This window comes from Amycolatopsis rifamycinica (assembly GCF_000695625.1).
In the GTDB taxonomy this organism is placed as follows: Bacteria; Actinomycetota; Actinomycetes; order Mycobacteriales; family Pseudonocardiaceae; genus Amycolatopsis; species Amycolatopsis rifamycinica.
The window spans coordinates 61,765-86,640 of record NZ_JMQI01000003.1 but is presented as its reverse complement, the minus strand read 5'-3'; the positions used below and the strand labels follow the sequence as shown (position 1 = coordinate 86,640).

General features: G+C 71.2%; 27 protein-coding genes. 20 read left to right on the top strand and 7 right to left on the bottom strand.

Annotated features, from left to right (window positions below; all coding sequences use genetic code 11):
• Window positions 1-31: 31 nt before the first annotated feature.
• The 10 genes from DV20_RS02065 to phoU all read left to right on the top strand — a co-directional run bounded on the left by DV20_RS02065 (window position 32) and on the right by phoU (window position 10,641).
• Window positions 32-724 carry a GntR family transcriptional regulator gene (locus DV20_RS02065; protein WP_043776059.1) on the top strand — a complete coding sequence of 231 codons (693 nt, stop codon included), beginning with the start codon at window positions 32-34 and terminating at the stop codon, window positions 722-724.
• Window positions 721-1,716: an ADP-ribosylglycohydrolase family protein gene (locus DV20_RS02060; RefSeq protein ID WP_043775877.1), complete on the top strand. Its 996-nt coding sequence runs from the start codon at window positions 721-723 to the stop codon at window positions 1,714-1,716. Before DV20_RS02065 ends, DV20_RS02060 begins: the two co-directional genes overlap by 4 nt.
• A complete protein-coding gene (locus tag DV20_RS02055) occupies window positions 1,713-2,588 on the top strand; it encodes a PfkB family carbohydrate kinase (protein ID WP_043775875.1) in 876 nt (291 codons plus the stop codon). Before DV20_RS02060 ends, DV20_RS02055 begins: the two co-directional genes overlap by 4 nt.
• Window positions 2,585-4,018, top strand: coding sequence for a purine-cytosine permease family protein (locus DV20_RS02050; RefSeq protein WP_043775872.1), 1,434 nt, complete (start codon window positions 2,585-2,587; stop codon window positions 4,016-4,018). The genes DV20_RS02055 and DV20_RS02050 overlap by 4 nt, the downstream gene beginning before the upstream one ends.
• Window positions 4,015-4,545, top strand: coding sequence for a cysteine hydrolase family protein (locus DV20_RS02045; RefSeq protein ID WP_043775869.1), 531 nt, complete (start codon window positions 4,015-4,017; stop codon window positions 4,543-4,545). The genes DV20_RS02050 and DV20_RS02045 overlap by 4 nt, the downstream gene beginning before the upstream one ends.
• A gap of 10 nt (window positions 4,546-4,555) precedes the next feature.
• Window positions 4,556-5,389, top strand: a complete 834-nt coding sequence (locus tag DV20_RS02040) for an alpha/beta fold hydrolase (RefSeq protein WP_043775868.1) — start codon at window positions 4,556-4,558, stop codon at window positions 5,387-5,389.
• Between the two features lie 87 nt (window positions 5,390-5,476).
• Window positions 5,477-6,040: an isopentenyl-diphosphate Delta-isomerase gene (gene idi, locus DV20_RS02035; RefSeq protein WP_043775867.1), complete on the top strand. Its 564-nt coding sequence runs from the start codon at window positions 5,477-5,479 to the stop codon at window positions 6,038-6,040.
• A 120-nt stretch (window positions 6,041-6,160) separates the two neighbouring features.
• The gene (locus DV20_RS02030) at window positions 6,161-6,835 is read left to right on the top strand and encodes a GGDEF domain-containing protein (RefSeq protein WP_043775865.1); all 675 of its coding nucleotides are present in this window, start codon (window positions 6,161-6,163) and stop codon (window positions 6,833-6,835) included.
• Window positions 6,836-8,509: 1,674 nt separating this feature from the next.
• Window positions 8,510-9,892, top strand: coding sequence for an LCP family protein (locus DV20_RS02020; protein WP_043775864.1), 1,383 nt, complete (start codon window positions 8,510-8,512; stop codon window positions 9,890-9,892).
• An 83-nt stretch (window positions 9,893-9,975) separates the two neighbouring features.
• Window positions 9,976-10,641: a phosphate signaling complex protein PhoU gene (gene phoU, locus DV20_RS02015; protein ID WP_043775863.1), complete on the top strand. Its 666-nt coding sequence runs from the start codon at window positions 9,976-9,978 to the stop codon at window positions 10,639-10,641.
• Window positions 10,642-10,718: 77 nt separating this feature from the next.
• On the opposite strand, the gene pstB is transcribed toward phoU, so the two are convergent.
• The 6 genes from pstB to DV20_RS01985 form a co-directional block, all read right to left on the bottom strand.
• On the bottom strand, window positions 10,719-11,495 hold the full coding sequence (pstB, locus tag DV20_RS02010; RefSeq protein WP_043775860.1) for a phosphate ABC transporter ATP-binding protein PstB: 777 nt from the start codon (window positions 11,493-11,495) through the stop codon (window positions 10,719-10,721).
• 10 nt (window positions 11,496-11,505) lie between these two features.
• Entirely contained in the window at window positions 11,506-12,426 is a 921-nt protein-coding gene (gene pstA / locus DV20_RS02005) for a phosphate ABC transporter permease PstA (RefSeq protein ID WP_043775859.1), read from the bottom strand.
• Window positions 12,427-12,428: 2 nt separating this feature from the next.
• Complete coding sequence (pstC, locus tag DV20_RS02000) at window positions 12,429-13,352, bottom strand: phosphate ABC transporter permease subunit PstC (protein WP_043775857.1); 924 nt, start codon at window positions 13,350-13,352, stop codon at window positions 12,429-12,431.
• Between the two features lie 198 nt (window positions 13,353-13,550).
• Window positions 13,551-14,681 carry a phosphate ABC transporter substrate-binding protein PstS gene (pstS, locus tag DV20_RS01995; RefSeq protein ID WP_043775855.1) on the bottom strand — a complete coding sequence of 377 codons (1,131 nt, stop codon included), beginning with the start codon at window positions 14,679-14,681 and terminating at the stop codon, window positions 13,551-13,553.
• A gap of 226 nt (window positions 14,682-14,907) precedes the next feature.
• Complete coding sequence (gene mshD, locus DV20_RS01990; RefSeq protein ID WP_043775853.1) at window positions 14,908-15,837, bottom strand: mycothiol synthase; 930 nt, start codon at window positions 15,835-15,837, stop codon at window positions 14,908-14,910.
• 70 nt (window positions 15,838-15,907) lie between these two features.
• Window positions 15,908-16,657, bottom strand: coding sequence for a winged helix-turn-helix transcriptional regulator (locus DV20_RS01985; RefSeq protein WP_043776054.1), 750 nt, complete (start codon window positions 16,655-16,657; stop codon window positions 15,908-15,910).
• A gap of 152 nt (window positions 16,658-16,809) precedes the next feature.
• Between DV20_RS01985 and DV20_RS01980 the strand changes: the two genes are divergently transcribed.
• From DV20_RS01980 to DV20_RS01940, 9 genes are all read left to right on the top strand, one after another.
• Window positions 16,810-17,709 carry an LmeA family phospholipid-binding protein gene (locus DV20_RS01980; RefSeq protein WP_084093272.1) on the top strand — a complete coding sequence of 300 codons (900 nt, stop codon included), beginning with the start codon at window positions 16,810-16,812 and terminating at the stop codon, window positions 17,707-17,709.
• A gap of 10 nt (window positions 17,710-17,719) precedes the next feature.
• Window positions 17,720-18,148 (top strand): TlpA family protein disulfide reductase, encoded by a 429-nt coding sequence (locus DV20_RS01975; protein WP_043775849.1) that lies wholly within the window; start codon window positions 17,720-17,722, stop codon window positions 18,146-18,148.
• 269 nt (window positions 18,149-18,417) lie between these two features.
• Entirely contained in the window at window positions 18,418-18,849 is a 432-nt protein-coding gene (locus DV20_RS01970) for a DUF4395 domain-containing protein (protein ID WP_043775846.1), read from the top strand.
• Window positions 18,850-18,877: 28 nt separating this feature from the next.
• Window positions 18,878-19,714 carry a sulfurtransferase gene (locus DV20_RS01965; RefSeq protein ID WP_043775843.1) on the top strand — a complete coding sequence of 279 codons (837 nt, stop codon included), beginning with the start codon at window positions 18,878-18,880 and terminating at the stop codon, window positions 19,712-19,714.
• Entirely contained in the window at window positions 19,714-20,025 is a 312-nt protein-coding gene (locus DV20_RS01960; protein ID WP_043775841.1) for a DUF1416 domain-containing protein, read from the top strand. The genes DV20_RS01965 and DV20_RS01960 overlap by 1 nt, the downstream gene beginning before the upstream one ends.
• A gap of 230 nt (window positions 20,026-20,255) precedes the next feature.
• Complete coding sequence (locus DV20_RS01955; RefSeq protein WP_043775837.1) at window positions 20,256-20,870, top strand: FABP family protein; 615 nt, start codon at window positions 20,256-20,258, stop codon at window positions 20,868-20,870.
• Between the two features lie 4 nt (window positions 20,871-20,874).
• Window positions 20,875-21,471 carry a 5-oxoprolinase subunit B family protein gene (locus DV20_RS01950; RefSeq protein ID WP_043775835.1) on the top strand — a complete coding sequence of 199 codons (597 nt, stop codon included), beginning with the start codon at window positions 20,875-20,877 and terminating at the stop codon, window positions 21,469-21,471.
• Window positions 21,468-22,313, top strand: a complete 846-nt coding sequence (locus tag DV20_RS01945) for a 5-oxoprolinase subunit C family protein (RefSeq protein WP_407638310.1) — start codon at window positions 21,468-21,470, stop codon at window positions 22,311-22,313. The genes DV20_RS01950 and DV20_RS01945 overlap by 4 nt, the downstream gene beginning before the upstream one ends.
• Window positions 22,314-22,411: 98 nt before the next feature.
• Window positions 22,412-22,837 (top strand): hypothetical protein, encoded by a 426-nt coding sequence (locus DV20_RS01940; protein ID WP_200876334.1) that lies wholly within the window; start codon window positions 22,412-22,414, stop codon window positions 22,835-22,837.
• Here DV20_RS01940 and DV20_RS01935 read toward each other — a convergent pair.
• Window positions 22,816-23,664 carry an aminodeoxychorismate lyase gene (locus tag DV20_RS01935; RefSeq protein WP_043775829.1) on the bottom strand — a complete coding sequence of 283 codons (849 nt, stop codon included), beginning with the start codon at window positions 23,662-23,664 and terminating at the stop codon, window positions 22,816-22,818. The two genes, DV20_RS01940 and DV20_RS01935, sit on opposite strands and share 22 nt — an antisense overlap.
• A 32-nt stretch (window positions 23,665-23,696) precedes the next feature.
• Between DV20_RS01935 and ygfZ the strand changes: the two genes are divergently transcribed.
• Window positions 23,697-24,827: a CAF17-like 4Fe-4S cluster assembly/insertion protein YgfZ gene (ygfZ, locus tag DV20_RS01930; protein WP_043775828.1), complete on the top strand. Its 1,131-nt coding sequence runs from the start codon at window positions 23,697-23,699 to the stop codon at window positions 24,825-24,827.
• The last annotated feature ends 49 nt before the right edge of the window (window positions 24,828-24,876 follow it).

The following is a 24,876-nucleotide window of genomic DNA, read 5'->3' as shown; positions in this document are numbered from 1 at the left end:
CTGCGACAACGCCGGGTGTACAGGTGTGGACATGTACAGCAAGCGGCAGCAGCTGGTCGGCGACCTCACCGACCTGATCCGCTCCGGGCGCCTCGCCCACGGCGAACGCCTGCCCGGCGAGAACCAGCTCGCCCTGCGGTACCAGGTCAGCCGCGGCACCGTCCGCAGCGCGCTGTCCGAGCTCCAGCAGCTCGAGCTCATCTCCACCCAGGCGGGCGTCGGATCGTTCGTCATCTTCGACGGCGTCCAGCTCGACCAGCGGATCGGCTGGGCCCGCGCCCTCGCCGACGCCGGCGCGCCGGTCACCACCGAGCTGCTCGGCATCGAGACCGTCACCGACCAGGCGCTCGAGGAGGAATTCGGCGGGCCGTCCTACGTCGCCGTGCGGCGGCTGCGGCGGGAGCACGAGCGCGGGATCTCGCTCGAAACCGCCACCGTGCCCGCCGTCGGGCCCCTCGCCCGCCTCCCCGAGACCGGCCTGCGGGACGGCTCCCTCACCAAGACCCTCGAAGCCGCCGGGCGGATCTCCGCCGGCGGCGACCAGTGGATCAGCACCGAACGCCTCGACGCGTGCGCTGCCGGGCTCCTCGGCCGGAGCGCCGGCGAGCTCTTCCTCCGCGCCGAGCGCACGTCCGTCGACCTCGAAGGCCGGCTCGTCGAGCGCGTCGTCAGCCTGCTGGACCCCGACCGGTTCCAGTTCCACCTCACCTTCGGGCACCGATGACCGCGCGCGACCGGGCGCTCGGCGCGTTCACCGGGCTGGCCGTCGGCGACGCGCTCGGCATGCCCACGCAGTCGATGTCCCGCGCCGCCATCGCCGCCACCTACGGGCCGGTCACCGGCCTGCTCACCGCCGTCGCCGAGCAACCGGTCGCGCCGTCGATGCCCGCCGGCTCGGTCACCGACGACACCGAGCAGGCCGTCCTGCTGGCCCGGCTGCTCATCGACGGCCGCGGCGTCGTCGAGCCGCACGTTTTCGCCGACGCGCTGCTGATCTGGGAGGCCGACATGGTCCGCCGCGGCTCCGCGGACCTGCTCGGGCCGTCCACCAAACGCGCGCTCACCCGGCTCCAGGACGGCGTCCCGGCCGACGAGGCCGGCCGCACCGGCACCACCAACGGCGCCGCCATGCGGGTCGCGCCGGTCGGCATCGCCACGCCGCCGGACGACTTGCACCGGCTGGTCGACGCCGTCGCCGCGACCGCGCGGGTCACGCACAACACGAGCCTGGGCATCGCGTCGGCCGCCGCGGTCGCGGCCGCGGTCTCCGCCGGGGTCGACGGCGCGAGCGTGGCCGAAGCACTCGACGCGGGCGAGCGCGCCGCCGTCGTCGGCGGGGAACGCGGGCACTGGGCACCCGGCGGGGAGATCGCCGCCCGGATCCGCTGGGCGCGCGAGTGGGTGCGCGGCATGGCACCGGCCGCCGTCGCCGACGCGGTCGCGCGGGTCATCGGCACTTCGGTCGCGTCGCAGGAGTCCGTCGTCGCCGCGTTCGCGCTGGCCGAGGCCATGGGCGACGACCCGCCGTCGGCGTTGCGCCTGGCCGCCGGGCTCGGCGGCGACACCGACACGGTCGCCGCGATCTGCGGGGCGATGCTCGGGGCCGCGCACGGTGTCGGCGCTTTCCGCCCCGATGTCGTCGAGACCGTGCTCGCCGTAAACCGGCTCGAATTCGGGCCGATCGTCGACGAACTCCTGAAGCTGCGCCGCCGATGACCGGGCGGCTGGTGCACACCGGGCAGGTCGTCGTCGACCTCGTCATGGCGGTGCCGGCGCTGCCGCCGCTCGGCGGCGACGTCCTCGCGTCGTCGACGAACCTGTTGCCCGGTGGCGGTTTCAACGTCATGGCCGCCGCCGCGCGATCCGGCGCGCGGGTGCTTTACGCGGGCAGCCACGGTATCGGCGGCTTCGGCGATCTCGCGCGAGCCGCCCTCGCGGCCGAAGGCGTGGAACTGGCGCACGAACCAGTGTCCGAAGTGGACACCGGGGTCGTCGTCGTGTTGGTGGACGCGACCGGTGAGCGCACCTTCGCGACCGGCACCGGCGCCGAAGGACGGCTGCGCGCCGAATTGCTCGACCGGGTCACCCCAAAGAATGACGACGTCGTGTACGTGAGCGGATACAGTTGGTTGCACGAGATCAATCGCGCGGCCCTCATCGAGTGGCTGCCCCGGCTGCCCGGCTCGAAGATCCTGTTCGACCCCGGCCCGCTCATCACCGACATCGACCCTGGAGACCTCCATGCCATTTTGTCCATCGTAGACATCCTGAGCTGCACCGCCCGTGAAGCCGAGGTGCTGGGCGAGCTGCCGTCCGTGGCCGTCATTCGCGAAGGCGCGAAAGGCTGTCGTGTGCACGAAAACGGCCGGATCACCGACGTCCCCGGGTTCCCGGTCGACGTCGTGGACACCACCGGCGCCGGCGACACGCACTGCGGCGTGCTGGCCGCGGAGCTGTTGCGCGGCAGTAGTGTCGTCGACGCCGCCGTGCGCGCCAACGCGGCGGCCGCGCTTTCGGTGACCCGGCGCGGCCCGGCGACCGCGCCGGACCGGGGAGAGATCGACAAGCTGGTGGAGGCCATGCGATGACCGGTTCCCGCAGGCTCGAGGTGGAGACCAACGGCCTCGACGTGATCGACGACGCCGAGCGGCGCGGACGGCCGCGGCAGCTGTTCTGGCCGTGGTTCGGCGCGAACGTGTCGGTGCTGGGGCTGAGCTACGGCTCGTTCACCCTCGGCTTCGGCATCTCGTTCGGGCAGGCGCTGGTCGCCGGCGTCGTCGGCATCCTGTTCTCGTTCCTGCTGTGCGGGTTCATCGCGATCGCGGGCAAACGCGGGTCGGCGCCGACGATGCTGCTGTCGCGGGCGGCGTTCGGCGTGCGCGGCAACCGGCTGCCGTCGGCGATCTCGTGGCTGCTGACGGTGGGCTGGGAAACGGTGCTCGCCGCGCTGGCGACACTGGCCACGGCGACGGTGTTCGAGCGCCTGGGCTGGGGCGGCGGGACGCCGACGAAGGTGGTCGCGCTGGTCGTGGTGGCGGCGCTGACCGTCGCGGCCGGCGTGCTCGGCTTCGACGCGATCATGAAGCTGCAGACGTGGATCACCTGGATCACCGGCGTGCTCACGGTCGTCTACGTCATCCTCGTGGCCGGCGATGTCCACTGGGAGGCGGTCAGCGCGCTGCCGTCCGGCTCGGCCCAGCAGTGGGTCGGGGCACTGGTGTTCCTGATGACCGGCTTCGGCCTCGGCTGGGTCAACGCGGCCGCGGACTACTCGCGCTATCTGCCGCGTTCGTCGTCGAGCCGGGGCGTGGTCGGCTGGACGACGTTCGGCGCTTCGGTGGCACCGGTGGTGCTGCTGGTGTTCGGGTTGCTGCTGGCCGGCTCGTCCCCGGACCTGAACAAGGCGATCGCGGCGGACCCGATCGGCGCGCTGACGACGTTGCTGCCGCTGTGGTTCCTGGTGCCCTTCGCGATCGTGGCGGTGCTGGGCCTGGTCGGCGGCGCGGTCCTGGACATCTATTCGTCGGGCCTGGCGCTGCTCTCGGCGGGCCTGCGCATCCCCCGCCCGGCGGCGGCGCTGGTCGACGGCGTGCTCATGATCCTCGGCACGATCTACATCGTCTTCATCGGCGGCGAATTCCTCGGCCAGTTCCAGGGTTTCCTGGTGACACTGGGCGTCCCGGTGGCGGCGTGGTGCGGCGTGATGCTCGCGGACGTCTTGCTGCGCCGAGGCGACTACGCCGAGCGCGAGCTGTTCGACCCGGCAGGCCGCTACGGCGACGTCCGCCTCGGCCCGATCGCCCTGGTCCTGGTGGCCACGGCGCTGGGCTGGGGCCTGGTGACGAACACGTCCGCGGACTGGCTGAAGTGGCAGGGCTACCTCTTGGAACCGCTCGGACTGGGCGGCCGCGAAGGCGCGTGGGCATTCGCGAACCTCGGTGTCCTGCTGGCACTGGCGCTGGGCTTCCTGGTGACGTTGCTGACGCGGCACCGAGTCCGCACCCAGGAGGCGGCGTGAAGAGGATCCTGGCGGTCATCGACCTGCAGAACGTCTTCGCGGACCCGGCCAGCCCCTGGTTCACCCCCCGCTTCCACGAGGTGGTCCCCCGGATCCACCGCCTGGCCACGGCTTTCGGCGACGACGTCGTCTTCACGCGGTTCATCGCGCCTCCACGCCCGGAAGGAGCATGGCGCCGGTACTACGAGCAGTGGCCGTTCGCCCTCCAGCCACCGGACGCCCCGCTGTACCAGCTGGCCGCCCCGTTCCAGCCGCTATCCACAGTGGACGCCACAACGTTCGGCAAGTGGAACCCCCGAATGGCCACCCGAGTAGGCGGCGCAGGCCTAGTCCTCGCCGGAGTCTCAACGGACTGCTGCGTGTTGTCCACAGCCCTGGCGGCCGCCGACGCCGGCGTCGCGGTCACGGTGGTATCCGACGCATGCGCCGGCGCGGACGACGAGAGCCACGCGAAGGCACTGGACATCATGAGGCTGTACGCCCCGCTGGTACAGGTCGCCACCACCGAGGAGGTGCTCGCGAAGTAGATTCGGCTGCGTGATCGACCACATCAGCATTCCCACCGAGGCCGGTTCCTTCGACGCCATCGCCGCCGGGCCTGAGGATGGGCGGCCCGTGCTGTTGCTGCACGGCTTTCCCGAAGCCGCGATCGAATGGGAGCACCAGGTTGCCACCCTCGGGGTGCTCGGGTTCCGGGCCGTCGCGCCGGATCAGCGTGGGTACTCGCCGGGCGTGCGGCCGGAGCAGGCCGGTGACTACTCCATCGATCACCTCGTCGGGGACGTCGTCGCGATCACCGAGGCGCTGGGGTGGCCGAAGTTCGACCTCGTCGGGCACGACTGGGGTGGCGCCGTCGCCTGGTGGACCGCCGACGCGCACCCCGAGCGGCTGCGCAGCCTCGCCGTCGTCTCCACGCCGCACCCCGCCGCGCTGGCCGAAGCCATGAAGACCGACGAAGACCAGCACCTGCGGACGCAGTACATGACCGAGTGGCGGCAGACCCGCGTCACCGAGCGGCGGATGCTGGAAAACGACGCCCGGGCGCTGCGTGACATGTTCGACCGGCGTGTGTCGCCCTCGAAGGTCGACGACTACGTGCAGCGGCTGTCCGAACCGGGGGCGCTCACCGCCGCCCTCAACTGGTACCGGGCCGGGCGGCCCGGCGGGAAGATCGGCAAGATCGCCGTGCCGACGCTGTACGTCTGGAGCACCGAGGACGTAGCGTTCGGCTCCACCGCCGCGCTCGACACCGTGAACTGGGTCACCGGGCCCTACCGGTTCGAGATGCTCGAGGACGTCACGCACTGGGCGCCCGAGGAAGCACCGGAAGCCGTCACTACGCTGCTCGTGGAGCACCTCAACGCGGGGTGACGGCCCGTCACCCCGCCGGGCGGATCGCCGTTAACCCACCCGCCTCGCGGTACGGCGCACCGCGAGGCTTCGTGTTCACTGGGGCACGTGGATACCGCGATCGAACCCGAGACCGAGCAGGTCGTCTTCGTCACCGAAGACGGCGTGCCCACCGGCGAGACCGGCCCGAAGCTGGCCAGTCACCACGAGCACACCCGGTTGCACCTGGCCTTTTCGTGTTACGTCCTGCGTCGCAGCGACAACGCCCTGCTGATCACCCAGCGTGCCCTGCACAAGAAGGTCTGGCCAGGGGTCTGGACCAACAGCGTCTGCGGCCACCCCGCGCCCGGCGAGGCGCTCGAGGACGCCGTCCGCCGCCGCGCGGACTACGAGCTCGGGCTGCCTTCGCTGTCGGACCTGCACTGCGTGCTGCCGAACTACCGCTACCGGACGCCGCCGTTCCAGGGGATCGTCGAGAACGAGTTCTGCCCGGTGTTCGCCGCGTGGACCGACGCCGAGCCGGCGCCGAACCCGGAGGAGGTCGGCGACTGGCGCTGGGTCACCTGGATCGACTACCGCGAGCTACTGAACGATGTGACGGCTAATGTGAGTTACTGGGCGAAGGACCAGTACTCGCAGCTCAAGGGGATCGAGCCGTTCTCCGGGCTTTGAGCCGATCACTCCGGAGAGTAATCGACGCTGTCCCGTTTGAGCGAAATTCATCTTCGTCCACACCGGCACCTCAAGGGCGGCCGTCCCCACGACGACAACCAAGGGGTGGTGGAGGTGGGGATGGTCGCCGAGGGCGAAGGCGCGCGGGGCCGGACGGTCAGCGCGCAGCCGCCGGACCTGCTCCGCCTGCACGAAGCCGTCGCCGGCCTCTTCGCCACCCAGGGCGACTGGCAGCGCGCCTACCAGCACCTGCGGTCCGCGCTGGACATCGCGCGCGACGGCAGCCTCCGTGACGCGCTGACGTCGAGTTACAACCGCCGCTACCTCGACGAGCGGCTGTACGGACCGTTCACCGACCGGCCGCCGCTGGCGCTCGCGCTGGTCGATCTCGATCGTTTCAAGAGCATCAACGACACGTACGGTCACCTCGTCGGCGACCGCGTCCTGCGCCAGGTCGCCGATCTGCTCCAGGAAAACCTCCCGCCGGACGGTTTCTGCGCCCGCTACGGCGGCGAGGAGTTCGTGCTGTGGCTGCCGGGGGTCGAGGCCGGGCGGGCCGTCCGGGTCGTGGACGACGCGCGGTTGCGCGTCGCCCGTCATCCCTGGTCAGACCTCCAGCCGGGCCTGCGGGTGACCATCAGCGCCGGCCTGGCGCACGAGGACGGCACGCCGGCGTCGCCGGAACGCCAGCTGCGCCGCGCGGACGTCCTGCTTTATGCGGCGAAACGCGCGGGACGCAACAAAGTCGCCTATCACGACGCGCAAACGACACAGTTAATAACCCACTCTGAGTAACACAAAGGCGGCATTACTCTGTCCGCCGACAAGGGGCTGTCACCCGTTAGTCGACGCACACCGGCCGTTCGTCGACTCAAGGTGAAGAAAATTCCGGGAGGGTGTCGTCACGAACGGGGGGTATCCGTACGATAACGAAAACCGCCGCGGGAACGATCACCTCCTGCGGGGGAAGACGGCCAAGTAGGAGCCACCCCCTTCGATCGCGCGAAAGGAGACCGAGTGCCGGACGAGCTCGACAGCCCGGGAACCGGTCACCGCCTCGACGGTCCCGCGCGGCCCCGGTCCGGACGGCGCCGGTCGATGGAGGACCAGGGCGGGATCAGCGTCTCCGACGTCGTCGCCAAGACCACCGGCGTCCGCCCGGTACCGCCCCGCGAGCAGCAGGACCGCCCCGACCAGCCGGGACACCGCGCCCGGCCCGCCGAACCACCGGCCGCTCAGGCCCCGTCGCGGCCCGCGCCGCCGCGCGCTCCCCGCCCGGCGCAGGGTGCCGCTGAAGACCCAGTACCCACGGACGCCAACCGTCAACCACGCACCCCCCGCCCCCGCCAGCCCCGCCGCACGACGGCGGCGGCCCCGCAGCCCGAGGCGCCCCTCCAGCGGCGCCCCCCGGCGGCCAACCCGGGCCCCCAGCAGACGTCGGCGGCACCGCAGCCGCCTCGGCGCCTCCGCCGCCCCGTGGCCGACGCGCCTCAGGCGGACGGCCCGCCGCCTCGCCGCCCGGGCGCTGCCGCCCCTCAGCGGCCGGCGCCGGACAGCCCGAGGCCTCGCCGCGCCGCCGAGGGGGGTGCCCCTCAGCGCACCGGCGATGGCCCCGCAGGCCGCCGCCCCGCCCCGCCGGCCGACGGTCCGGCGCCCCGCTACACCGCGGAAGGCCCCGCCTCCCGCCGCCCGGCTGACGCGGCCACGCCCGTGCGCTCCACCCCGGACAGCCCGGGACCCCGCCGCTCCGCCGAACGCGCCACCGGCGATGGCCCCGCAGGTCGCCGCCCCGCAGCGCCCGCCGACGCGGCTACACCCGGCCGCCCCACCGCAGATGCCCCCGCAAGCCGCCGCCCCGCCCCGCCGGTCGACGGTCCGGCGCCCCGCTACACCGCGGAAGGCCCCGCCTCCCGGCGCCCGGCTGACGCGGCCACACCTGTGCGCTCCACCCCGGACAGCCCGGGACCCCGCCGCTCCGCCGAACGCGCCACCGGCGATGGCCCCGCAGGTCGCCGCCCCGCAGCGCCCGCCGACGCGGACGGCCCCGTCGGCCGCCGCCCAGCAGCGCCCGCCGACGCGCCCACACCTGGCCGCCCCGCCGGCGACGGCCCCGCAGGCCGCCGCCCCACAGCGCCCGCCGACGCCGCCACACCCGGCCGCCCCACCGCCGACGCCCCCGCAGGCCGCCGCCCCGCAGCACCCGCCGACGGTCCGGCGCCCCGCTACGCCGCGGAAAGCCCCGCCTCCCGGCGCCCGGCAGCTCCCGCCGACGCGGCCGCACCCCTGCGCTCCACCCCGGACAGCCCCGCACCCCGCCGCCCAGGCGAACGCGCCACCGGCGATGGCCCCGCAAGCCGCCGCCCCGCAGCACCGGCCGACGCGGATGACCCCGCAGGCCGCCGCCCGGCGGCGCCGGGCGAAGCCGCCGGCTCCGAGGTCCCTCCGCGGGCCGCGCTTGATCCGCTGACCATGACCGATGAGATGGAAGCGATCGACGAGGCGACCCAGTACCGCCGCAAGATCGATCACACCCTCGCCCGGTTCTCCGCCGCGCACGATGAGATGGAAGCCGAAGAGGCCAAGCGGCGGGAACGCCGTGAACGTCTCTCGCCCGCCTCGCTCATCGAAAGCACCCGTACCGCCCTGCAGCGCGTTGTCACCACCGGGCCGCCGTCCGCCGAAGAAGAAGCCGCGCCGGTGGTATTGCCGGAAGAGCGGCCGCGGAAGGCCGAGCGGTTCGGGCGGATCGCCGCCGCCGTCGTGGCCGGGCTCGTCTTCCTCGGGATCGGGGGTGCCTGGGGTGCGCAGACCTACTTCGACGCCAAGTTCACCCAGGTCTCCGCGCTCGACGAGAACTCCGCCGACATCCAGGACGCCGACGCGCAGGCCAACGACGAGAACTTCCTGATGGTCGGCTCCGACACCCGCGACGGTGCCTCCGCCGAGGAAGGCGTCGGCACCGCCGACAGCACCCCCGGTGCGCGGAGCGACACCGTGATGGTCGCGCACGTCCCCGCCGACCGGAAGCGGGTGGTCGTCACCTCCTTCCCGCGCGACCTCGAGATCAACCGGCCGGAGTGCCAGCGCTGGGACCCGGTGCAGAGCAAGAACACCGACGAGAAGGTCCCCGCGCAGAAGATCGCGAAGCTCAACACCGCGTACGCGGTCGGCGGGCCGTCGTGCGTCACCAAGGTGGTCCAGCAGATCACCGGGCTGCGGATCAACCACTTCGTCGGCATCGACTTCAACGGCTTCAAGGAGATGGTCGACGCGGTGCACGGCGTCACCATCCACACCGACATCCCGATCGACGACACCATCCTCGGCAAGGTGCTGCTGCAGACCGGCGACGTCACGATCTCCGGCGACCAGGCGCTGAACTTCGTCCGCGCGCGGCACGTCAAGGGCGACCCGACCTCCGACTACGGCCGGATCAAGCGGCAGCAGGAGTTCATCGGCGCGCTGCTGAAGAAGGTCATGTCGTCGGACGTCGTGCTCGACCCCGGCAAGCTCAGCGACTTCATCACGGCCTTCGCGAAGGCGACCTTCGGCGACAACCTCGGCGTCAAGCAGATGATGACCTTGGCGCAGTCGATGAAGGGCCTGGACTCGTCGAAGATCACCTTCCTCACCGTCCCGACGGTCGGCATGGCCAACAACCGCGGCAACGAAGTGCTCGTCCTCAGCAAGACGAAGGCCCTCTTCGACGCGCTGCGCAACAACACCCCGCTGCCCGACCCGAACGCGCCGGTGCCGGTGGGCGAGCAGGCGCCGCCGACCAGCACTTCGAAGCCGAAGAGCAGCGGCAGCTCCAAGTCGACGACCACCCGCAAGAGCACCTCCACGGGCTGAGCCGCGAGGATCGTTAGAGCGGGTTCACGTGCGGTTCACCCGGCGATGCGGTATTCGGCCACGGTTGGCCGTAGGGTTGGGCCATGCGTGAGGCTTACCATGTCGAACTCGAACAGCTCGCCGACCACCTGGCCTCGATGTCGGTCCAGGTCGCCGACGCCATGGAGCGCGCCACGCGCGCCCTCCTGGAGGCCGACCTCAGTCTCGCCGAGCAGGTGATCAGCGACGACTCGAAGGTCGACGACGCCCGCGCCCAGTGCGAGGAGCAGGCGTACGCCCTGCTGGCCCTCCAGGCGCCCGTGGCGACCGACCTGCGCACGGTGCTCGCGGCGATCCACGCCGCGGAGAGCCTGGAGCGCATGGGCGACCTGGCGCTGCACGTGGCCAAGGCCGCGCGGCGCCGCCACCCCGACCCGGTGCTGCCGGACTCGGTGCGCCCGTACTTCGCCGAGATGGGCGAGGTCGCGGTCAAGCTGGCCCGCCAGACCGAGCAGGTCATCAAGTCGAAGGACGTCGAAGCCGCCAAGAGCCTCGAATCCGACGACGACCAGGTGGACGACATCCACCGCCACCTCTTCACCGTCATCATGGACCGCGAATGGCCGTACGGCGTGGCCTCCGCCGTCGACGTGACGCTGCTGGGCCGCTTCTACGAGCGCTACGCCGACCACGCGGTCTCCGTGGCGAAGCGGATGATCTTCGTCGTCACCGGCAAGATGCCGGGGTACGGCACCGACGACGACATCTGATCCACCGCAACGAAAAAGCCCCCGGCCGCAGCCGGGGGCTTTTTGTTGCTCCACTGTGGACTCAACCGAACGTGGACTCAGCCGAAGCGGCCGGAAATGTAGTCCTCGGTGGCTTTTTCGTCCGGGTTGGAAAAGATCTTCTCCGTGTCGTTCAGCTCCACCAGCCGGCCCGGCTGGCCGACGCCGGCGAGGTTGAAGAACGCCGTCTGGTCGGAAACCCGGGCCGCCTGCTGCATGTTGTGCGTGACGATGACGATCGTGTAGTCCTTCTTCAGCTCACCGATCAGGTCCTCGATCGCGAGCGTCGAGATCGGGTCCAGTGCCGAGCACGGCTCGTCCATCAGCAGCACGTCCGGCTGGACCGCGATCGCGCGGGCGATGCAGAGCCGCTGCTGCTGGCCACCCGAGAGGCCGCCGCCCGGCTTGTTCAGGCGGTCCTTGACCTCGTTCCACAGGTTCGCGCCGCGCAGGGCGCGCTCGGCGATCTCGTCGAGGGTCTTCTTGCCCTTGGTGCCGCCCAGCTTCAGGCCGGCGACGACGTTGTCCTTGATGGACATCGTCGGGAACGGGTTGGGGCGCTGGAACACCATGCCGATCGTGCGGCGGACCTGGACCGGGTCGACCGACGACGCGTAGATGTCCTCGCCGTCGAGCAGCACCTGACCGTCCACGCGGGCGCCGGGGATGACTTCGTGCATGCGGTTGAGGGTGCGCAGCACCGTCGACTTGCCACAGCCCGACGGGCCGATGAAGGCGGTGACGTTGCGCGGCGGCACGGACAGGGTGACGCCGTCCACGGCGTGGAACTTGCCGTAGTAGATGTCGACGTCCTTGACATCGATTCGCTTGGCCATCAGGAACAGCTCACTTCTTCTTCGGGGCGACGAGGCGCGCGAACACGGTGGCGAGGAGGTTGATGACGGCGATGATGAGCACCAGGGTCAGTGCCGCGCCCCAGATCCGGTCGAAGCCGACCGATCCGGGCTCCATCGGGTTGCTGACGCGCTCGTTGTTCATCAGCAGCGGCAGGGCGGCCTGTTCGCCGCTGAAGATGTCCCAGTTGGTGTAGGCCGAATAACCGACCAGGACCAGCAGCGGCGCGGTTTCGCCCATGACGCGGGCCAGCGCCATCATGACGCCGCCGATGATGCCGGACAGCGCCGTCGGCAGCACGATCTTCATGATCGTCTTCCACTTCGGCACGCCCAGCGCGTACGACGCCTCGCGCAGGTCGTCCGGGACGATCCGCAGCATCTCCTCCGACGAGCGGACGACCACCGGGATCATCAGCAGCACGAGGGCCAGCGACACGGCGAAACCGCTGCGCGGCAGGCCGAACGTGGTGATCCACAGCGCGTAGATGAACAGCGCGGCCACGATGGACGGGACACCGGAGAGGATGTCCACCATGAAGGTGGTCGCCTTGGCGAGCTTGCCGTTGCGGCCGTACTCGACGAGGTAGATCGCGACGAGCATGCCGATGGGCACCGCGATGATCGCGCACACCAGGCCCTGCAGCAGGGTGCCGATGATCGCGTGCAGGACACCACCGCCGACTTCGTCGGACAGCACGTCACCGAAGTCTTCGGTCCACCAGTTGCTGTAGGGGATGCGCGTGATGCCGTCGACGACGACCGTGACGAGCACCCACACCAGCGGGACGACGGCGATCAGGAACGACAGCCAGACCAGGGTGGTCGCGAGCCCGTTCTTGACTTTGCGGGCCAGGCTGACCTGCTGGAACGCCGGAGTCGACGCGGGCGCTTCGAGCGAGGTGACGGACATGCTCAGTCCCCCTTCTTGTCGCCGATGATGGACCGCGCGGCGAAGTTCACGACGAAGGTGAGCACGAACAGCACCAGGCCGGCCGCGATGTAGGCACCGGCCGAGACCTCGTTGTTGAACTCGCTGTAGTTCGCGGCGATCTTCGACGCGAAGGTCGCGCCGCCGTCGAAGAGGCTCCAGTCGAAGTTCTTGCCCTGCGGGATGAGCAGGATGACGGCCAGCGCGATCGTCTCACCCAGCGCACGGCCGAGGCCGAGCATGGACGCGCCGACGTAGCCGGCCTTGCCGAACGGCAGCACCGTGGTGCGGATGACCTCCCAGCGGGTGGCGCCCAGCGCCAGCGCGCCTTCGATGTGCGGCGTCGGCGTCCGCTCGAACACCTCGCGCGAGAGCGACGTGATGATCGGCAGGATCATCACGGCCAGCACGATGCCGGCGGTGAAGATCGTGCCGCGCACGCTCGGCGCGACGTTGCCGGGCGCCAGCAGCGGGAACCACGAGAAGGTCTCGTTGATCCACTGCGTGAACGGCTCGATCGCCGGGGCGAACACGAGGATGCCCCAGAGGCCGAAGATGATCGACGGCACCGCGGCGAGCAGGTCGATGACGTAGGCGAACGGGCGCGCCAGCCGCGGCGGCGCGTACTGGGTCAGGAACAGCGCGATGCCCAGCGAAATCGGCATCGCGATGACCAGCGCCACGAGCGACGTCGCCACCGTGACCTCGAGCAGGTCCAGGATGCCGAACGACATGTTCGCGGGATCGCTGGTCGACCAGCCGTGGTTCGTCAGGAAGCCGGCCTTGTTGGCCTGCAGCGCCGGGATCGCCTGGATGAGCAGGAAGAGCCCGATCAGGCCGATCAGGCCGACGACGAAGATCCCGGCCCCGGTGGTCAGGTTCTGGAAGATGCGGTCACCGGGCCGCACCTTCTTCGGTTTCTCGGCCGCGGGCGGTGGTGTCTCCGCCGGCGGGGCTGCTTGCTCCGAAATCGGGACCTCCGGGGGCGTCGTGACGGACGACGAACGCCCACCGGGGTCGCCGGTGGGCGTTCGCGTCGAGGATGACTCGCTCATCAGCTACTTCTGACCAGCCTCTATCACTCGGATATCAGTCGCAACGCCGGTTCAGGAAATGGCCTTGACCGCGGCGAGGACCTTGGTCTGCAGCGACTGCGGGATCGGCACGTAGCCCTTGGCGGACAGCGGCTGCTGGCCGTCGGTGGCCGCCACCGTCAGGAACGCCTTGACGGCCTTCGCGACGTTCGGGTCCGCGTACTTCGAGCAGACGATCTCGTAGGTCGTCAGCAGCAGCGGGTAGGCACCCGGGGTGTTGCTGGCGTAGATGCCGTTGAGGTCGAGCGCGAGGTCGTTCGACCCGTCCTTGAGGAACTTCGCCGCGTCCAGGGACTTGGCCACGTTCGCCGCGGAGAGCTCGACGCCGCCGGAGCCGCTGTCGATCAGGGCCGGGGTCAGGCCGTCCTTGGCGAACGCGCCCTCGACGTAGGTGATGCCGCCGTCGGAGGCCTTCACCGCGGTCGCGACGCCGTTGGAGCCCTGCGCCCCGTTGCCGACGCCACCGTTGAACTTCTTGCCGGCACCCTTGGTCCAGTCGGCCTTCGCCGCCGCGCCAAGGTACTTCTGGAAGTTGTCGGTGGTGCCCGACTCGTCGGCGCGGGAGACGACCTGGATCGGCTTGTCCGGCAGGTTCAGGCTCTCGTTGCCCTTGACGGCCTTGATGGCCGGGTCGTTCCACTTGGTGATGCCGCCGCTGAAGATCTTGGCGGTGACCGACGGGGTCAGCACCAGCTTGTCCACGCCGGACAGCTTGTAGGCGACCGCGATCGGGCCGACGACCAGCGGGATGTTCCAGGCGTCGCTGGCGCAGCGCTTCTTGGCCGCCTCGGCGTCGGCGTCCTTGATCGGCGAGTCCGAGCCGCCGAAGTCGATCTGGTTGGCGTTGAACTGCTTGACGCCGGCGCCCGAGCCGCTCGGGTTGTAGTTGACCTGCTGGCCGGAGCACTTCTTGCCGTACTGCTGCGTGAAGATGTCGATGGCGTTCTTCTGGGCCGACGAACCTTCGGCGGAGAGCGGGCTCTTGCCACCGCACTCCACATCGGCGGTACCGGTCGCAGCGGGGGCCGAAGCCGAGTTCGAGCTGCTGCTGTTGGTCGCCGCGGGGTCGGAACCACAGGCGGCGAGCACGAGGGCGGCGCTCGCGACGATGCCCACCGCGCTCAGGGGCCGCATGATCTTCACTGCTGTTTCCTCCATCAGGAGCTTGACCGGGTCGTCGCGGCTGTGCTGCCGCGCCGGATCCGGACATTAGGCAGCCCTGGTGGACGGTCGCCCCTGTCCAGATGAACGCAAAGTGAACAAGGCCGCCGATGTGAGCAGTGCTACTAGCCGGAAAGGGTGCCGTGTCCCGGCCGTGACCTGCGCGTTCGCGCACCGTGACGAGGTGTTCGCGCGGTGTCCATAGTGGTCACCGACCGTACTGGACGTCGGTTTCGTGACGCGTGAACCCGAGCTTGCTGTAGACCGCCAGCGCCGGCGCGTTGTCGCCCTCGACGTAGAGGATGATCTGCCGCAGCCCGCGGCCCGCGAGGTACCGCAGCCCGGCGAGCGTGAGCGCCCGTCCCAGCCCGCCGCCTTGCGCGGCCGGGTCGACGCCGACGACGTACACCTCGCCGACGCGCTCGCCGCCGAACCGGCCCGGGGTGGGCTCGTGCACCTTCGTCCAGTGGAAGCCGATGACTGTGTCTTCCAAGCTGCCGTTCGCTGTGTTCTTTTCCACGGCGAGGAAGAAGCCGCCGGGGTCGAACCACGGCCGCCGCTCGTCGGCGCGGACGTCGTCGGCGGTCAGGGCGCCCTGCTCGGGGTGCCAGTCGAAGGCCCGCGCGTTGACCCGGACCACGGCGTCCTCGTCCTGGCCCGTGACGAACGTCCGCAGTGAGACGCCGTCGCGCAGCACCGGCTCGGGCCAGTCCGCGCCCTCGACGTCGACGTGCAGGATCAGCAGCTCGCGCTTGCGCTCCAGGCCGGTCTTCCGGGCCAGGCGCTGCGCGGCCGGGTGGTCACCGTGGGCCCAGACGCGGAAGCCGACGGCGGCCCGCTCGTCCAGTGCCTGGAGCAGCTTGGCGCCGTAGCCGCGGTTGCGGTGGGCGGGGTGCACGAACAGCTCGGCGACCTGGTGCCCGAAGGAGTCGCCGGTGGTGTCGAGGTGCGCGTAGCCGACGACTTCGCCCTCGATGCAGGCGACGAGGTGCTCACCGCCGTCGAACTCGCCGGGCAGCGGGCCTTCGGGGCCGACCTCGGGCCGCCCGTCCGCTTCGCGCACGGCCAGCAGCAGCCGCCGCACGTCCTCGAGCTGCCGTTCGTCCAGTTCCTGGCGCCACTCGCCGTCTCCGCTCACCCTGCGACCGTACCCGGGGCGGACGCAACGCGACGGCTGTGCGAGACGTCTTCTGTGCGCGAAAGGGGGATCAGTGGGCGAGTTCGGCAGTGTCGGCGGGTGCCTCCGCCTGGGCGGGCACGTTCGGCCGCGGGCCGCCGCTCTTGGCCGGCCGCTCGAACTTGTAGCCGACGTTGCGCACGGTGCCGATCATCTGCTCGTGCTCGGGGCCGAGCTTGGCGCGCAGCCGCCGGACGTGCACGTCGACCGTGCGGGTGCCGCCGAAGAAGTCGTAGCCCCAGACCTCCTGCAGCAGCTGGGCGCGGGTGAACACCCGGCCGGCGTGCTGCGCGAGGTACTTGAGCAGCTCGAACTCCTTGTAGGTGAGCTCCAGGGTGCGCTTGCGGAGACGGGCGGTGTAGGTCGCCTCGTCGATCACCAGCTCGCCGACCCGCAGCTCGGCGTCGACCTGCGCGGAACCGCCGTCGCGGGTCGTCACCAGCCGCAGCCGGGCGTCGACCTCGGCCGGACCGGCGGTGGGCAGGAGGATGTCGTCGGTGCGCCATTCGGCGCTCACGGCGACGAGCCCGCCTTCGCCGACGACCGCGATGATCGGGGTGGCCGCCTCGTCCTCGCCGGTGCCCTTGAGCAGGCGGCAGAGGCTCTTCGCCGAGGCCAGGTCGCTGCGGGCGTCGAGGAGGATCACGTCCCGGTGGCCCGCGTCGAGCAGGGCCGTCACCTCGGGAGCGCGGACGCGTACGGTGTGCGGCAGCAGGTCCAGCGCGGGAAGCACCGAAGTGGCGTCGGCCTCCGCAGTCAGTACCAGAAGGTCCAGGCTCATCAGCCGCACCGCCTTCTCGAGTCGTCGCCGCACAGCGGCAGTGGTCGGTGCTAAGTGAGAATAGCGGCTGAGCGGCCGGGCACCTAACCCTTGCTGGATCGATCACACCTGGCGGAATCCGGGTGTCCCCGACGAACAGGAGTACGGAAGCGATGGTGAGCAGGCCCGTGACCCGGGACGACCGACCCGCACCGAGGCCGGACGCACGACGCCGCGGCCGCCGGGCCCGCCGCTGGGTGATCGCGCTGGTCGTGCTGGTGCTGCTGCTGGTCGGCGCCGATTTCGGGGCCGCCGCGTACGCCGAGCACATGATTTCGCAGAAGGCCCGCACGCAGCTGCAGCTGAGCGACGACCCGTCGGTGACGATCCACGGCTTCCCGTTCCTCACGCAGGCCCTCGGCGGTGACTACCGTCACATCAGCGTGTCCGCCGCCGGCGTCCCGGTCGCGGGCAAGCTCCAGGACGTCGCGGTGAACGCCGAGCTGGAGAACGTCACGGCGCCGCTGTCGGACCTCGCCAACGGCAACACGAAGGCGATCACCATCGGCGAGCTGACCGGCTCGGTCACCATCAAGGCCGCCGACCTGGCCCGCCTCGCGCCGCTGGACAAGATCGAGGACCTGCGGATCGAGCCGTCGACCACCGAATACGTCGAAAACGGCGACGCCGGCCAGAGCGAGCCCGCGCCGACCACGACGAAGACGACCGAGGGCCAGCCCGACCAGGACGAGTCGAGCACCGGTGTCCGCATTTCGGGACACCTTCCGTTCGCGGGCAAGGATCTGGAAATCTTCTGTTTCGCGATGATCGAAGCGGACGCCGCCAAGGGCACGATCAACTTCCTTCCCAAGCGGCTGCAGTTCGGCAACGACCAGGAGACCACCGTGGTCCCCGCGGCCGTGCAGAAGGCGCTGATGCCGAACTTCAACGCGTCGATCAGCACGAAGGACCTGCCGCTGTCGGTCACCCCGACCGGCGTGCGGGTGCAGAGCGGATCGGTGACGATCAAGGGCAAGGCGGCGAACGTGTCCTTCGCGGACCTGAGCAAGTAGGAGCGGTGCGGTGACGGGGCTGTGGGTGCTCGTGGCGACGCTGGTGGCCGCCGGGGCCGTCGGCGCGCTGCTCAAGGCCCGCAACGGCCGGGTCCGGAAGGCCAAACCCGCCGTGCGCGCGCTGCCCGCCCCCGTCACCGACGTGCTCGACCCGGCGTCCGCGGTGACGCTGGTCCAGATCTCCACCACCTTCTGCGCGCCCTGCCGGCACGCGAAGGCCGTGCTCGCGCCGCTGGCCGAGCGGACGGCCGGCCTGCACCACGTCGAACTCGACGTCACGAACTCCCCTGAGGTCGCGCAGTCGCTGTCCGTGCTGCGGACGCCGACCACGATCGCGCTGACCCCGGACGGCCGGGAGCTGCTGCGCGTCGGCGGCGTCCCCAAGGGGCCGGAACTGCTGGACGCCCTGCGGCCGCATCTCACAACGCGGACACCCTGACCAGGGAGTTGTCCCAGAAAACGGGAATCGTCCCAAGGAATGAACGTGGTTCCCACCCTGAGGGAGCTCTGGGTACCCTCGCACCCGTGACCGGGCTGACCACCTTCTTGACGCAGCGACGCGCAGTCGACCTCTGCCGCGTCCGCAGCAGCCTGTGTCGTGGCCGGTCCGACCGGCGCTGAACCTCTCGATCCGGTCCCCCACCAGCCCTGATACCGCTGACGCGTGCCGTTCGCACGCACCCCCTGGAGCTCCAGCCGGAGGAACGAATGCCCGCCGGACCGGCCGTCGACCCGCGAGGCCCGCGGTTCGCCGCCATCCTGACCACGATCGTGCTCGCGGTCGTGCTGATCACCCAGTGGTGGCCGCTGCTGGCGATCCAGACCGTCGTGTTCGCCATCGGCGCCTTCGTCGGCCTGAAGCCGGCGCCGTACTCGATCGTCTACCGCGCGCTCGTCGCCCCGCGCCTCCGCCCGACCGACGAGCGGGAGGACGCGGCGCCGCTGCGGTTCGCCCAGGCCGTCGGGTTCGTGTTCGCACTGGTCGGCACCATCGGCTTCGCCGCGGGGATCACCCCGCTCGGCATCGTCGCGACGGCGTTCGCGCTGTTCGCGGCCTTCCTCAACGCGGCCTTCGACTTCTGCCTCGGCTGCGAAATGTACTTGCTGATCAAACGCTTCAGCCCCGCCCGCGCGTCCTGAAGATCAACCCAGAAAGAGAGTCCAGTTCATGAGCCGTGAAGACGTCCTGGTCACCACCCAGTGGGCCGAGGAGAACCTGGACACCCCCGGCGTCGTGTTCGCCGAGGTCGACGAGGACACCACCGCCTACGACGCCGGCCACATCCGGGGCGCGGTGAAGTTCGACTGGCGCAACGACCTGCAGGACGGGGTGCGCCGCGACTTCGTCTCCAAGGAGGGCTTCGAGAAGCTCCTCTCGGAGAAGGGCATCTCCAACGACGACCTGGTGATCCTCTACGGCGGCAACAACAACTGGTTCGCCGCGTACGCGTACTGGTACTTCAAGCTGTACGGCCACGAGAAGGTCAAGCTGCTCGACGGCGGCCGCAAGAAGTGGGAGCTCGACGGCCGCGAGCTGAACTCCGACGAGGTCAAGCGCGACCGCACCGAGTACCAGGCGAAGGACCAGGACCTCTCGCTGCGCGCGTTCCGCGACGAGGTCGTCCAGTCGATCGGCTCGAAGAACTTCGTCGACGTGCGGTCGCCCGACGAGTTCTCCGGCAAGCTGCTCGCCCCGGCGCACCTGCCGCAGGAGCAGTCCCAGGTGCCCGGTCACATCCCCGGCGCGCTGAACGTGCCGTGGGCGAAGGTCGCCAACGAGGACGGCACCTTCAAGACCGAGGAAGAGATCAAGGAGCTGTACAAGGACGAGGGCATCGACGAGGGCAAGGGCACCATCGCCTACTGCCGCATCGGCGAGCGCTCCTCGATCGCGTGGTTCGCGCTCCACGAGCTGCTGGGCTACGAGGACGTGAAGAACTACGACGGTTCGTGGACGGAATACGGCTCGCTCGTCGGCGTGCCGGTCGAGTTGGGAGCCAAGTGATGGCGGTTGACGACAGCTGCGGCGCACCGGTCCAGGAGGCCACGCCGGCCGACTTCGACACCCGCGGGCAGGTCGTGCTCGCCGGCAAGGTGACGGGCGCGAACGGGCCGGTCGGCGGCGCGTTCGTCCGGCTCCTGGACGGCGGCGGCGACTTCACCGGCGAGGTGGTCTCCTCGGCGGACGGCGACTTCCGCTTCTACGCGGCCCCGGGCGAGTGGACGGTCCGCGCGCTGCACCGCACCGGCAACGGCGAAGCCTCGGTCACCGCCGAGGGCCCCGGCCTGCACCAGCTGGCCATCTCCGTCGGCTGAGTTCGTTTTCCGCGAAGGCCTTCCTGCTCCGGCGGGGAGGCCTTCGCGGCGTTCCGGCCGGGTGACTGTGCTCACCGCGGCCACCCTGCGCAGGGCCGTCCGGGACCGGGCGGACTATTCTGCGGGGCGTGGAAGCCTTCTTTACGACTCTGCTGGTCCTCGCCGGCATCGCGATCACCTGGTTCGCCGTATACGTCGTCTACCGGCTGTACGCGGACCAGCGCTGACCCATGACCGCCAGCGGCGACGAAGCCATCGTGGCAGCGGAAAGGCGCGCGGAGAGCACCCGCTCGCGCAACCTCCCGCTGTGGGACGACCTGCCCATCCCCAACGACACCGCGAACCTGCGCGAGGGGCCGAACCTCAACGACGCCTGCCTCGCGCTGCTGCCGCTCGTCGGCGTCTGGCGCGGTGAGGGCGAGGTCGACTACCCGACCATCGACGGCCCGCGCAAGTTCGCGCAGCAGCTGACGATCTCGCACGACGGCCGCCCGTTCCTGATCCACGAGTCACGGGCGTGGCTGCTGGACGACGACGGCAACGTCATCCGCCCCGCCGCCCGCGAGTCCGGGTTCTGGCGGCCGCAGGCCGACGACACGATCGAGCTGCTGCTCACCCACAACACCGGCATCGTCGAGCTGTACTACGGCAAGCCGCGCAACCAGACGTCGTGGGAGCTGGGCACCGACGCGGTGATCCGCACGGCCACGGCCAAGGACGTCACCGCGGCCCAGCGCCTGTACGGCCTGATCGAAGGCTCCCTCGGCTACGTCGAGGAACGCGCGATGGTGGGCCAGGAGATGCAGCCGCACACCTCGGCCCTGCTGCACCGCGTCGCCGGCTGACGCCGTGCGCTGGCGGCGGTGCGGCGAGGACGCCGCCCTGCTCGACTGCGACTCGCTGGAGCAGATGCGGGCCGCCCACGCGACCGTGCTCGCCGCCCGGCCGCCCGGGGTCGTCGACCTCGTGCCGGGCGCGCGCAGCCTGCTCGTCGTCGGGGCCGTCGCGGCCGTGCGGGCCCTGCTCGAAGCCGCCGATCTCGCGCACCCGCCCGCGGACGAGCCCCGCGAAGTGACCCTCGAAGTCCGCTACGACGGCGAGGACCTGGCCCTGATCGCCGCCGACGCCGGGGTCTCGCCGGACGCCGTCGTCTCGATGCACACCGAGGCCGTCTACACCGTCGCGTTCACCGGGTTCGCCCCCGGCTTCGGCTACCTGACCGGGCTTCCGTCGCCGCTCCGGCAGCCTCGCCTGGAGTCCCCGCGGACCCGCGTCCCGGCCGGGTCGGTCGGGCTCGCCGGCGAGTTCACCGGCGTCTACCCGCGCGAATCGCCGGGCGGCTGGCGGCTGCTCGGGCACACGTCGGCGACCCTGTTCGACCCCCGCGCGGACCCGCCCGCGCTGTTCGCGCCGGGCGACCGCGTCCGCTTCCGGAGCGTCCGGTGAGGCGCCTGGAAGTGCTCGACCCGGGGCGGTACGCGCTGGTCGAGGACCTGGGCCGGCCCGGCTACGCCCACCTCGGCGTCGCGCCTTCCGGGGCACTCGACACGGCGTCGCTGCGGCTGGCGAACCGGCTCGTCGGCAACGCCGAGGACGCCGCCGGGATCGAGGCCCTGCTCGGCGGCCTCGCCGTGCGGTTCACCGCCGCGGTGACGGCGGCGGTGACCGGCCCGGCGGTCGACGTCCGGGTCGACGGCCGTCCCGTCGGCTCCCACGCGCCGCTGGCGGTGCGCGCCGGTCAGGCGCTGACGCTGGGCACGCCGTCCGCGGGCCTGCGCTGCTACCTGGCCGTGTCCGGGGGCGTCGCGGTGGAGCCGGTACTGGGCAGCCGGTCCCGGGACGTCCTGTCCGGCATCGGCCCGCCGCCGTTGCGCGCCGGGGACGTGCTCCCGCTCGGCGACCCCGGGATCCCGGTGGGCGCGGACGTCGTCGTGCCCGTCCGCGCGCCGGACGAGCTCGTCGTGCCGGTGACGCTCGGGCCGCGCGAAGACTGGTTCGACGACCCCGCCGGCGGGCTCTCGGCGGGGTGGACGGTCACGGCCGAATCGAACCGCGTCGGCCTGCGCCTCGACGGGACGCCGTTGCGCCGGGCCGTCGAGGGCGAGCTGCCCAGCGAGGGCGTCGTCACCGGCGCGATCCAGGTGCCGCCGAACGGGCTGCCGGTGGTGTTCCTCGCCGACCACCCGACCACCGGCGGCTATCCCGTTGCCGCCGTCGTCGAGAAGGCCGCGTTGAGCGCGCTCGCGCAGGCTCGGCCGGGTACCCGAATCCGGTTCCGGCCTTCCTGAGCAAGGCGTACCGCCGCGCGGGTGAGACCCGGATCACGGGGTGCACCCGTCCGGGTAGGGGCTGGAACCCTTTCGCTTCGCCACCCGTCCTCATAAGTGTGGAACAGGTGACGATCAGCGGTGGCACCGGTTTTCTCGACGTGAACACCCGGGCGCGGGCGGAGCTGCCGCAGTCGCTGCGGATCGCGCTGGCCACCGGGCAGCTGCGCCGTCCGCTGGCCACCACGCTGGGGCCGGTCCTCGACCTGCTCGTCGACGGCGACTACCGGGTGAGCGGCCCGGAACGGCTGCGGGACGACCAGCTGCTGACGCCGACCGACGCCTGGCCGCCGTCGGACGAATCCCGCGTCGGCTACTACCGCACGGCCATCCGCACCGGGCACCGGCCGGTCGCGGTGCTGCTGGCCGACGGCGAGAGCGAGCTGATCATCGACGGCCACCACAAGATCGCCGCCTACCGCGCCGAAGAGGTCGCCCCGGCCGTCGTCCGGATCACCCAGGGTCAGGCGTATTCGCCTTCGTAGGCCGCGACGAGCTCGGCGTACACAGCTTCGGAATCGGGCAGCCGCTCGCCGTCGAGCGTGTGCACGCGAGTCAGCTTGCGGACGCTGGAGGCCATGAACACGCCGTCGCCTTCGACGAGGTCGCGCACGGTCAGCGGCTCCACCTTGACCGCCCAGCCGGCCTTCTCGGCGCCGCGGAACAGCGCGGCCTGGGTGGTGCCCGGCAGGATCCCGATGCTCGACGGCGGCGTGTAGAGCGTCCGCCCCTTCGCGAGCACGACGGTCGAGGTCGGGCCTTCGAAGATCGAACCGTCGGCCGCGGTGAAAATCACATCTTCGGCACCGCGGCGGCCCGCCTCCCGCACGCCGGCCATGTTCATCGCGTACGACAACGGCTTCGCGCCCAGCAGCAGCCACGGCGCCCGCTCGGCCAGATCCGGCGGGAACCCGCGTTCGAGGGTGATCGCGGCGACGCCTTCGGCACGCGCCTTGAGGATCGACGGCGCGACCTCCGAACCCAGCGCGAAGCCGGTCGGCACCGCGGCCGGATCGCCGTCGGAGCCCCGCGTGTACACCAGTTTCAGCACCATTTCCGGTCCGCCGGCCCACTTCTCGAGCACCAGCGAGACGACCCGCTCCCAGGCCGCGAGGTCCGGCTCGGGGAGGTCGAGCATGGCCGCCGAGCGGGCCAGCCGCTCGAGGTGCGGCCGCAGCTCCCGGGGCCGGCCGTCGGCGACGAGGATCGTCTCGAAGACGCCGTCGCCGCGCATCAGCCCGAGGTCGTCGACCTTGATCTGGGCCACGTCGGGGTCGGCCGGGGTTCCGTCCAGGAAGACGAGCACGCGCATGCGGACACCGTACTGCGCCTAGGCTGGACGGTATGCCGTACCGCTCGCCGCTGCTGGACGTGCCCGGATCCATCCCCCCGCCCGACGACCACCCCGAAGCCGGCGTCCCCTGGCATTGGGGCGACCCCTTCGCGGAGCAGCGCACGGCCTCGCGCAGCGTGGTCGTGATCGACCGCTCGCACCGCGAATTCCTCGCCGTGTCCGGCGAAGAGCGGCTGTCGTGGCTGCACCTGGTCATCTCCCAGCACGTGACCGGGCTCGCCGAGGGCTCCGGCACCGAGGCGCTGGTGCTCGACAGCCAGGGCCGTGTCGAAACGCACATGGTGCTCGCGCACCTCGACGGCACGGTGTACCTCGACTCCGACCGGGGTTCGCGGGTGACGAGCGCGCTGCCCAAGGGCGGCCCGCAGACCCTGCGCGAGTACCTCGAGGCGATGAAGTTCTGGTCCAAGGTGGACATCCGGGACGCCACGGACGAGCTCGCGCTGCTCACCGTCCTCGGCCCGGACGCCGAGCGCGTGCTGAGCGCGGCCGGCGCCGAGGTGGGCCCGGAGCCGTACGCCGTGGCGGCACTGCCGGGTGGCGGGTTCGCGCGTCGGATGCCCTGGCCGGGCCGGTCGAGCGTCGACCTGGCGGTGCCGCGCGCGGCGCTGGCGGACTGGTGGAAGCGGCTGACCGACGCCGGCGCGCGGGCGGCGGGCAGCTGGGTGTTCGACGCGCTGCGCGTCGAGTCGGTGCGGCCGCGGCTGGGCGTCGACACCGACGACCGCACGATCCCGCACGAGGTGGGCTGGGTCGGCTCGGCCGCGCATGTCGCGAAGGGCTGCTACCGCGGCCAGGAGACGGTGTCGAAGGTCCACAATGTGGGACGCCCGCCGCGGAACCTCCTGCTGCTGCACCTCGACGGTTCGCCCGAGGTCACCCCGGAGACCGGCGACCCGGTGCTGCTGGACGGCCGGACGGTCGGCCGGATCGGCACGGTGATCCAGCACCACGAACTCGGCCCGATCGCGTTGGCGCTGGTCAAGCGCTCGACCCCGGTGGGCGCGGAGCTGCTGGCGGGCTCGGAGGACAACCTCGTCCAGGCGGCGATCGACCCCGACTCGGTGCCCGCGGAACCGCCCGCGCCGGGGCGTGCGGCCGCGGCCCAACTCCGTGGCTGAACGAAAGCCCCTGACAGCGAGATCACGCTCAACCGGGATAAACTGCGCT